The 1,409-nt window shown below is 36.8% G+C and carries 1 protein-coding gene and 2 pseudogenes; all 3 read left to right on the plus strand.

What is annotated here, in order from left to right; all coding sequences use genetic code 11:
- Window positions 1–141 (plus strand): annotated as a pseudogene (locus ACTHUM_RS14170) (ABC transporter substrate-binding protein); the annotation flags it as partial.
- Window positions 142–288: 147 nt separating this feature from the next.
- The gene (locus tag ACTHUM_RS14175) at window positions 289–1,131 is read left to right on the plus strand and encodes a GIY-YIG nuclease family protein (RefSeq protein ID WP_440403188.1); all 843 of its coding nucleotides are present in this window, start codon (window positions 289–291) and stop codon (window positions 1,129–1,131) included.
- A 103-nt stretch (window positions 1,132–1,234) separates the two neighbouring features.
- Window positions 1,235–1,409 (plus strand): annotated as a pseudogene (locus tag ACTHUM_RS14180) (ABC transporter permease); the annotation flags it as partial.

The following is a 1,409-nucleotide window of genomic DNA, read 5'->3' on the forward strand; positions in this document are numbered from 1 at the left end:
GGCTTAGACGGTGCGCGGCTGACGGTAACCAAAGGCAGCGAAGTGAAGAACGAGATTTTGAAGTTTTACGAAATTCTGATGCAGTTCAACCCGAAACTCTTGGGCGGCAAGCTGCCGGATAACGGGTTCTTCTTGGCTTAAAAACCTCAGGGTGGGCATCCCCGCCCACCAAAGTTTGGTGCTTCAAAACTAACAACATCAAACGGATATAATAAGATTTTTGGTCATAACCCAATTTGCTATTATGAATGTAAAATAAATATATTTTGAAGAAGCGTACTTTAAATTATGTTTGATACTAAATCTATAGGATATGTCTATATTTTGACTTCTAAAAATTGTGATAGTGTAAAAATTGGAGGTAGTAATTATCCACCGATTAAGCGTATTAAAGAAATCAACCAAACTGAACCTTATAAAAAATTAGGAAAATGGGAACTGGCAGATTTTAGACAAGTAAATAATTGGCGGAAAGTAGAACATTATTTGCATTATCGATTTAGAAGCTGTCTAAATACAAATCAGGCTAACCAAAAGGAACTTTTTTATTTAAGCGTTAAAGAAGCATCTGATGCTTTGAATGATTTGGATGAAAACCTGATTATTCACAAACCCAAAGTAGATAGGATGTTTCAAGATGAATATTTATGTTCTTATCTAAAGAATTTATTCATATTGTCCGGATTGGCACACTGGTTGGAATACCAAGGGGTATGGACATTTTCACTTTTCCCGTCAACAAATGGCGGCAGATATTTTACGTTGAATATCGGGTCTCATGAGGTAGCTTTTAGTACCTTAAATAGAAAGAATACACAAAGCACCCATATGATATTGTTAGATAAATTAATTTTAGATTTTCCAGGAACAATTTCTTGGATTGAACAACATGAATATATTGAAAAGAGTTATTACAAAACAGTTTTACCGAGAGCGGTTTCCATTTTTTTAAATGGTACCTTTGATATCGCGCTAGATTTTTTAAAAAAAGATGGGGTCAGACGTGCATTAATTGCTTATTGGTATGACTCTTTATTTAATTTGAAAGACAGCAACAAATGCAGTGTTTATGCACGTTTCCATAACTATAACGCCATTGCAAAACTTAATACAATTTGCAGTACACCGTAGTTACTGTTGACTACCTGAAAATAACACTAATAATCTGAAAATTGGATTAAAGCATCCACATACCCAACCTGCTGATTTCAAAATACAAACCAATACTCAAACCATGATTAAAACCGACAAAATCCGCAAACCACAGCCTGCGGTGTTTTACATCATCGACTACCTTTGGAGCGGCTTTGCCGGTCTGAGTGTGGCGATGGTGGTGGTGGCGTTGTGGGCGTTGGGCAGTGCCGTATTTGGTGAGTTTATGCTGCCTGCGCCGGTAGAGGTGTTTCAAA

The sequence above is a fragment of the Neisseria sp. P0021.S006 genome, assembly GCF_051956895.1.

Bases quoted from the DNA above. Each gene is read 5' to 3' on its own strand.
- ACTHUM_RS14175 (WP_440403188.1), top strand. From the start codon at position 289: ATGTTTGATACTAAATCTATAGGATATGTCTATATTTTGACTTCTAAA.